This window comes from Lonsdalea britannica, from assembly GCF_946477055.1.
GTDB classification, from domain to species: domain Bacteria; phylum Pseudomonadota; class Gammaproteobacteria; order Enterobacterales; family Enterobacteriaceae; genus Lonsdalea; species Lonsdalea britannica_A.
On sequence record NZ_CAMKXG010000182.1, the window covers coordinates 1 to 7,185 of the forward strand.

Sequence of the window (7,185 nt, forward strand, 5' to 3'; positions counted from 1 at the left end):
GCGATGGGCCGCGCCATCGTGCGAGAACCGGCGGTGTTTCTGTTCGACGAACCGTTATCGAATCTGGATGCCCGCCTGCGTGTCCAGATGCGGCTGGAGCTGCGACAGCTGCATCAGCGGCTGCGGACCACCAGCCTGTACGTCACGCACGATCAGGTCGAGGCGATGACGCTCGCGCAGCGAGTGATCGTGATGAACAAAGGCGTGGCTGAACAGATCGGCGCGCCCGCCGAGATCTATCGTCGCCCGGCAACGCTGTTCGTCGCGAGTTTTATTGGGTCGCCCGCCATGAATCTGCTCTCAGGTCGGATCGGCGACGACGGCGAACGGCTGATCTTATCCCCCGATCTGGCGTTAACGCTTCCTGCTTCAAAACCCGAGTGGCGGGGACGAGAAGTGACCCTCGGTGTTCGGCCGGAACACATTTTACTGGCGGAGGGGCCGGATAATGCCGTGCCAATGACGGTCGACACGGTGGAATTATTGGGCGCAGATAATCTGGCGTATGGACAGTGGGCAGGGCAGAATGTCGTAGTGCGCTTGTCGCACGAATATTGTCCGGCCGTGGGCGCTACCCTCTGGCTGCATGTGCCGGCCTCGTCGTGGCATATATTTGATTCGCAGAGCGGATTACGGATGGAACGATGACACACTCTTGGCCTTATCCTGCTTATGTCGCCCATCGTGGCGGTGGTTCACTGGCGCCGGAAAATACGCTGGCGGCGATTGATGCTGGAGCGCGTTACGGGCATCGAATGATTGAAATTGACGCCAAGTTGTCGCGCGACGGGCAGGTTTTCCTGCTGCATGATGACACGCTGGATCGCACCACCAACGGGTGGGGGATTGCGGGCGAGCAGACCTGGGAACAGCTATCCCGGCTGGATGCGGGCAGCTGGTTTGGGCGGACATTCCGTGGCGAACATCTGCCGTCGCTGGCGGACGTGGCGCAGCGCAGCGTCCGTTACGATATTCTGGTGAATATCGAAATTAAGCCGACCACCGGTGAGGAAGCGGAAACCGGCCGGGTCGTCGCGTTAGCGGCACGGGAACTGTGGCAACATCGCGTCGTTCCGCCGTTGCTGTCCTCTTTCTCCGTCGACGCGCTGGAAGCGGCTCAGCAGGCGGCGCCTGAACTGCCTCGTGGGCTGCTGCTGGACGAGTGGCGCGAGGACTGGCTAACGCTCACGCAGCGGCTGGCGTGCGTGTCGATTCACCTCAATCATGCGCTCCTCGACGAAGCGCGCGTGGCGCAGTTGAAGCAGGCTGGGTTGCGAATTCTGGTTTACACCGTCAACCAGCCGGAACGGGCGCAAGACTTATTGCGCTGGGGCGTTGACGCTATCTGCACTGACCGGATAGATTTGATTGGGGCAGCGGAGATTGCCGACTAAACCTGCCCGGGCGGAGCCTGTCTCCGCTATGGCACGTCGGTTAACTCTCGGCGCTTGTCATTCTTACCCGCACTGAATGCCGTCATCCGGCAGTTTCGCTTTATCCCTGTATGGATAGAGCGAGCCTGCTGCTGCAAGGCGGTGCATGGACGATGGCGCGAACGTTAAGGAAGAGGGGCTATGTCCGCGTTTATTGCTTCACTCTGGCACCAAATATATCTGTCGCTACCTCTGTTTGTTCTGATCGCGCTGGGATATGGCCTCATTCGTGTGGGCCATTGGCCGGCCGCCATCGCTGACGCATTGACCCGTTTCATTTTCAACGTTGCGTTACCCGCGATGCTGTTCCGTATGATGTGCGACTTCGCCGACCGTCCGGCAGTGGATGCGCGCCTGCTGGTTGCCTTTTTCGGCAGCTGTCTGGCGGTGTTTATATTGGGGCGCGTGATGGCCCGCTGGGTATTCAAGCTGGACGGGGTGTCCGGCTCGATTTTTGCGCTGAGTGGCATTTTCTCCAACAACGTCATGCTAGGCCTGCCTATCGCCACGATGATGCTCGGCCCGGAGGCGATCCCGTCGGTGGCGCTGGTATTGATCTTCAACGGCCTGATCCTCTGGACGCTGGTCACCGTGTCCGTCGAGTGGGCTCGCAATGGTTCGCTCTCGTTGCAGGGGTTTACCACCACCGCACTGGGCGTGCTCAAAAACCCGCTCATCATCGGCATTCTTTCCGGCACGCTGTTTGGATTTACCGGTCTGCCGTTGCCCGAGGTGGCGGAGCGCTCGGTGAATATGCTGGGTCAGAGCGCTGTTCCGCTGTCGCTGGTGGCGCTGGGCATGGGGCTGGCGGAATATCAGATCCGCGAGGGGTGGCGGATCAGCATCGCCATCTGCATCATCAAGTTGCTGGTACAACCGTGCATTGTTTGGCTGTTGGCGATAGCGTTGGGGCTGCCCGAGATGGAAACACGAGTGGTGGTTCTGCTGGGATCGATGGCCGTCGGGGTGAATATCTATCTGATGTCGCGCCAATTCAACGCGCTGGGCGGCCCGGTGGCCGCCAGTCTGTTGTTATCCACGTTGCTGGCGGCGGTGACGACGCCGCTCATTCTGACGCTAATGGGCGTTCGTATATAACGTCGGCTTTCAGGGCGTGGTTGACGGCATCACGCGCTGTTGCGTTTGTTGTTGTTGCTGCCTGAGCTGCTGCTGTCGCGCGGCGCTGTTTTGCTGGATGCTCTGATTCAACCGCTGCTGTTGCAGTTTCTGATCTTGCTGCATCTGCTGTTGTAGCCGTTTCTGGCTGCTGATGCCGTTTTCAAACTGTTGCTGTTGGGTCGGTGGCAGGGGGGCTGCATTTGCCAACGGGGCCATCGGCGAGAGTAAAACGCCGAGCATGACTATCCGAATCACGTTGTGGTGCATATGTCCTCCGCGGGAAAGACGCCTGTCAGTTGAGTTTAGTCGCTAATCGTTTCGCCGTCGCCCGCAGGCTGGGGTGGTGCGCAGGGATACGATATACTGCCGCCACCTTTTTGACGACAGACGTTATCTGAATGTTCCATATTGCGCTGTACGAACCGCAAATTGCGCCCAACACCGGCAATATCATCCGGCTGGCGGCGAATAACGGGTGCTCTCTGCATCTCATCGAGCCGCTGGGCTTCGACTTCGAAGAGAAGAAATTGCGCCGGGCCGGACTGGATTATCACGATCTGGCCGTGGTCCAGCGTCATGCGAATTACGACGCCTTTCTGGCGTCGGTGCCTGGCTGTCGCATTTTTGCCTGCACGACCAAAGGCAGTCAGCCCTACGATCGCCCTGCCTATCAGCCGGGAGACGTGTTGCTGTTCGGTTCGGAAACGGCCGGACTGCCTGACTCTGTGCGTAACGGCATCGCGCCGGAATATCGAATTCGTATCCCGATGGAGCCGGACTGCCGTAGTCTGAACCTTTCCAACTCGGTGGCGATTATCAGCTACGAAGCCTGGCGTCAGAACGGCTTCGGCGGCAGAAGCTAACGCGTCAACGTGACACGCTTGGCGGGCGGGGGATTGAGCAGGAAGACGACGGCCCCGCGATAAAACGGCGAGGCAGACAGTCGATGCTGCCAGCGCTCGTCCCAGCGCCCATGTTGCACCAGCCCAAGTCGGAACGGCACCCGCAAGGTTAGCAACGCCGGAAGGTACTCTGTATAGCGGTTCACCGTACTGCGCCCCTGATAAGTCTGCACCACCAGTTCGTCCACGATGTCATTTAGCCGGTTGATTTGAGCGATTTCACCGGTTTTCGCCCAGTCGAGCAGCCCAGTCACGCTAAGACGGTAGTCCGACGGCAGACGCTGCCGCAGCTGCTGTAGAAAAGCGACGTAGCCGGAGAGATGATAGCTGGCGGCATCAAAATCAATTTGAATGCCCTCGACTCGATTGCCCAGCGCGCGCCAGCGTTGGGCGATGTTGAGGATGCGCGCCAGCTGAGGCTCACCGAAGTCCAGCGTGGTCACCCGGAACGATAGCCACAGATGTTTGACCGTCAATCTGCTGGCAGGCAGCCCCTGTCGCAGGAACACGACGTCGCCCCGCCGCAGCGCAATCTCTCCCTGATGCAGATACAGCGTGTCGGCCTGATGGAGCACCGGCTGGGGCTGCACGGCGGCCCACAGCCAGAAGGCATTATAGCGGGCGGCGTTGACGGTCGTGGCGCCCGCGTTGACGCTGGTCAGCAGCAGGCTGGCGATGATAAAGCGACGCGCTACCAGTAATATTTGAGCTGCTCGGCCCATTGGCTGCCCTTAAACTCGGTTTTGAGCTGTCTGAACCAGGCTTTGCGAGTGGCCTTGCTGATGTCTTGAGAGCCGCAGCTGTTGTAGCCGCTGGGCGAGTAACAGTAGATCGCACGGTAAAGCGCGTAGCTCTTGTCTTCCGGCGGGGCCTGCGGGTTGGCGATCACCTCAATATAGCCGTCCAGCCGATTAAACTCCGGCCCCTGATATTGGGTTTTGGCGTCGGTCAGTCCGTTCAGCATGTTGTTTTCCCCCCAGTCGAAACCCACGGTATTGCCGGTACGCAGGAAGAACTCGCCGAGGCAGTTGACGGCGCGTGCGTCATGCGGGTTCTGGTTCAGACGGACCACCGTTTCCTGCAGGCTCGGGCACTGATAGCCTTCCTCGGTATCGCTGCCGTCCCAGGAGAAGGCTGTCAGATCTTCCTCATCCCAACTCATGTTTTCGGTGCTTTTCAGCGGAGGAATGGCGGCGAGTTTTTCGCTGTCCTTCAGATACCCGGTGTAATCCCGGTGCGTGAGCTCCTTGGTCAGCAACGTATCCAGTGCGATAACGCGCTCGGCGTGGGTCTGCTCCGGGCCGGTCTGTTGACGCAGCAGGTTGGGGTCGGCGCTGACTTTGAGAATGGCGGAACGGAAGCGCAGGTTTTTGACCGGACTATTGGCAGCAAACACCTGCTCCGGATGGCCGCTATCGACCAGCGTCTGAGCCAGCGCGAGCTGAAGGAACTGCTGCTGGGTGTAGTGGGTGCTCATCGTCAGCAAATGACGCCAGTGCATTTCGGCTTCCGGCCAGCGTTGTAATTGCTCCAACGCCAGCCCGCGCAGCACCTGACTGCTATAGGCGACGGTATTCGTCAGGTCCTGGCCGGTGGCGGCGGGGAAGATGCGGAGCACCGCCTCGTAATCCCGCTGGGCATAGAACTGAAAAGCACCTTGCAGATAGAGGAACTCCGCGTGCATACCCGCACGTTCGAATCCGGATCGCTGCTGTTCAATCTCAGCTTGCGTCAGCGCCGGTAAGTTCATCCAGCCGTCGGTACTGCGCAGTCGTTTGAGGTCTTGCACCAGATCCAGCAACGGCACCGCGTCGGACGAGATGAAATCGCTGTTTTCCAACAATTTGTCGTCAATTTCGTTGCTGATATCGAGCAGGGCGGGCACGTTGTCGACCGACGTCAGCGCCTGATCGTAGAGGTTGGCTAACGCAATGTGGTCACCGTTCATCCAGTAGGCGCGGCGATACAGTCCGCGGGCTGAATCGGCATAGAATCCCTGCGGATACTGCTTCAAGTAGCCGTCGATACGTTCGACGGCGCGCTGTCCGGCCGCTTTGTCCGTTTTGCGGATATCAAACATGCCGTATTCGTCCAGTGCGTGCTGGGTGGCCTGATTGATCGCGACGCGAATCAACATATAGCGGGCGGTTTCGGCGACCCAGGGCTGTCCCGCGGTCAGCAACTGCTGAAAGTCGCTGTCGGCCTGCTCCAACTCGCCGTTGTAGAAGGTTTGCGCGCTGTTCAGATAGCGGAGGAAATCGGCCGCATGACCGTTGGCGAGCTGTGAGTCTTTATCCAGTACGGCTCGGGTGGCGGAGTAATCCGCTGAGACCAATGCGATACGCCCCTGCGCCAGCAGGATCCTTTGTGCTTCCGTCAGGTCGGCGTCACTGCTCAGCACATCGAAAAAATCGCCCAGCGTGCTGAGGCCATTGGAGATCCCGCGGCCTTCCATATCCTGCGGGGACAGGGTTTTGAGTTTTTCTATCATGGACGCGGGCAGGTGCAGTCGCTCCGCTTTGGGAAGCAGTTCGGCATTTTCTACCTGTATCACCTGAGCGTCCGCGATATCAGAAGAGGGCGACGGCGCCTCGTCGGGCGCTTCGGTGGCGACCATTCCCATCACACGGTAGGCCGTAAAAGGATCGGTCCTTGACTGTCCTGGATCGGGGGTTGGCTGCGGGATGGGGAGCGCTATCTTGTTGCGGCTGCTTTGCAGCAGCATCAGGTTGGTGCGGGTATCGTTATCCGGCAGCAGGTAGGGAAGCGCGGGCATACCGCATTCAGAATCTGTGAATCCGCATATTCCATCGCCAGAGGCGTGAGCGGAAGAAATCAGTAGTGTCGTAACCAAACCAGCCAGTAGGGCCAATCCTTTCATGTCCTTTTCCTGTGGGTGAGGTGTCAGGCGATTTCAGGAACGCTGCCCAGATGACGGCTGGCGCCGAAGACAGCGTTGCAAGCCGCTAATTGTGCGACCCTATGAGGTTTACACTCTACCCGACGTCGGGAAAAACTCAATGCGAAGGGGCGGATCGGGGCGGAAGAGCAGCGCGCTCTTCCGCTTTTTACGAGGGCTGATTAGCGGTGATAAAGCGGCAACCAGATCGTCAACTGCAGGCCGCCGAGAGGGCTGGCGTCGGCCTTGACCCAGCCATGATGCTGCGAGATGGCCGTTTCGACGATCGCCAGTCCGAGGCCGGTTCCGCCGGATTCGCGGTCGCGGGCTTCATCGGTACGGTAGAAGGGACGGAAAATCTGTTCCCGGTCTTCCGGACTGACGCCCGGACCGTCATCGCCGACGATAATGGTGACGCCCTGACCGTCGACGGAGAACGAGACCTCGATATGCGTTCTGGAGTAGCGCAGCGCGTTGCGGACCACGTTCTCCAGCGCGCTGTCGAGCGCGGATGGATTGCCGAACAGCGGCCATGGGCCGGGCGGCGACAGCACGTCCAGCGTTTTGCCCATCTGCTCTGCTTCGAAGCTGGCGTCGTCCAGGACATCGCCCCACAGTTCGTCCGCTTTCAACGGCTCACGGTGCAGTTCATTCTTGTGCTGATTACGCGACAGCACCAGCAGATCGCCGATCATGCTGTCCAGACGCTGGGTCTCTGTTTCAATGCGGGTGAGTTCGTTGCTTTCGCCCTGCCTGCGACGCAGCAGCGCGCTCGATAGCTGCAGCCGGGTCAGCGGCGTACGCAGTTCGTGAGAGATGTCCGACAGCAGAC

8 protein-coding genes are annotated in these 7,185 nt (G+C 59.6%); 4 read left to right on the forward strand and 4 right to left on the reverse strand.

The window, feature by feature from the left end:
- The 3 genes from Q7O77_RS12320 to Q7O77_RS12330 form a co-directional block, all read left to right on the forward strand.
- On the forward strand, window positions 1-648 hold a 648-nt coding region (locus tag Q7O77_RS12320; protein WP_304167671.1), incomplete at its 5' end, for a TOBE domain-containing protein.
- Window positions 645-1,394, forward strand: a complete 750-nt coding sequence (gene ugpQ, locus Q7O77_RS12325) for a glycerophosphodiester phosphodiesterase (RefSeq protein WP_304167674.1) — start codon at window positions 645-647, stop codon at window positions 1,392-1,394. The genes Q7O77_RS12320 and ugpQ, both read left to right, overlap by 4 nt.
- 180 nt (window positions 1,395-1,574) lie before the next feature.
- Window positions 1,575-2,531: an AEC family transporter gene (locus Q7O77_RS12330; protein ID WP_304167677.1), complete on the forward strand. Its 957-nt coding sequence runs from the start codon at window positions 1,575-1,577 to the stop codon at window positions 2,529-2,531.
- A 9-nt stretch (window positions 2,532-2,540) separates the two neighbouring features.
- Here Q7O77_RS12330 and Q7O77_RS12335 read toward each other — a convergent pair whose 3' ends face one another.
- Entirely contained in the window at window positions 2,541-2,768 is a 228-nt protein-coding gene (locus Q7O77_RS12335) for a hypothetical protein (RefSeq protein WP_304167688.1), read from the reverse strand.
- Between the two features lie 182 nt (window positions 2,769-2,950).
- On the opposite strand from Q7O77_RS12335, the gene Q7O77_RS12340 reads away from it, so the two are divergent.
- Complete coding sequence (locus tag Q7O77_RS12340) at window positions 2,951-3,415, forward strand: tRNA (cytidine(34)-2'-O)-methyltransferase (RefSeq protein WP_304167680.1); 465 nt, start codon at window positions 2,951-2,953, stop codon at window positions 3,413-3,415.
- Here the strand turns inward: Q7O77_RS12340 and Q7O77_RS12345 are convergent.
- From Q7O77_RS12345 to Q7O77_RS12355, 3 genes are all read right to left on the reverse strand, one after another.
- On the reverse strand, window positions 3,412-4,176 hold the full coding sequence (locus tag Q7O77_RS12345; protein ID WP_304167682.1) for a DUF3142 domain-containing protein: 765 nt from the start codon (window positions 4,174-4,176) through the stop codon (window positions 3,412-3,414). The two genes, Q7O77_RS12340 and Q7O77_RS12345, sit on opposite strands and share 4 nt — an antisense overlap.
- A complete protein-coding gene (locus Q7O77_RS12350; protein ID WP_304167684.1) occupies window positions 4,146-6,335 on the reverse strand; it encodes a hypothetical protein in 2,190 nt (729 codons plus the stop codon). Before Q7O77_RS12350 ends, Q7O77_RS12345 begins: the two co-directional genes overlap by 31 nt.
- A gap of 200 nt (window positions 6,336-6,535) precedes the next feature.
- Window positions 6,536-7,185, reverse strand: a 650-nt coding sequence (locus tag Q7O77_RS12355; protein ID WP_304167686.1) for an ATP-binding protein, incomplete at its 5' end; no start/stop codon positions are given.

Excerpts from the sequence above, each read along its gene's own strand:
- ugpQ (WP_304167674.1), top strand. The coding sequence starts at position 645 with ATGACACACTCTTGGCCTTATCCTGCTTATGTCGCCCATCGTGGCGGT.
- Q7O77_RS12330 (WP_304167677.1), top strand. The coding sequence starts at position 1,575 with ATGTCCGCGTTTATTGCTTCACTCTGGCACCAAATATATCTGTCGCTA.
- Q7O77_RS12335 (WP_304167688.1), bottom strand. The coding sequence starts at position 2,768 with ATGGCCCCGTTGGCAAATGCAGCCCCCCTGCCACCGACCCAACAGCAA.
- Q7O77_RS12340 (WP_304167680.1), top strand. The coding sequence starts at position 2,951 with ATGTTCCATATTGCGCTGTACGAACCGCAAATTGCGCCCAACACCGGC.
- Q7O77_RS12345 (WP_304167682.1), bottom strand. The coding sequence starts at position 4,176 with ATGGGCCGAGCAGCTCAAATATTACTGGTAGCGCGTCGCTTTATCATC.
- Q7O77_RS12350 (WP_304167684.1), bottom strand. The coding sequence starts at position 6,335 with ATGAAAGGATTGGCCCTACTGGCTGGTTTGGTTACGACACTACTGATT.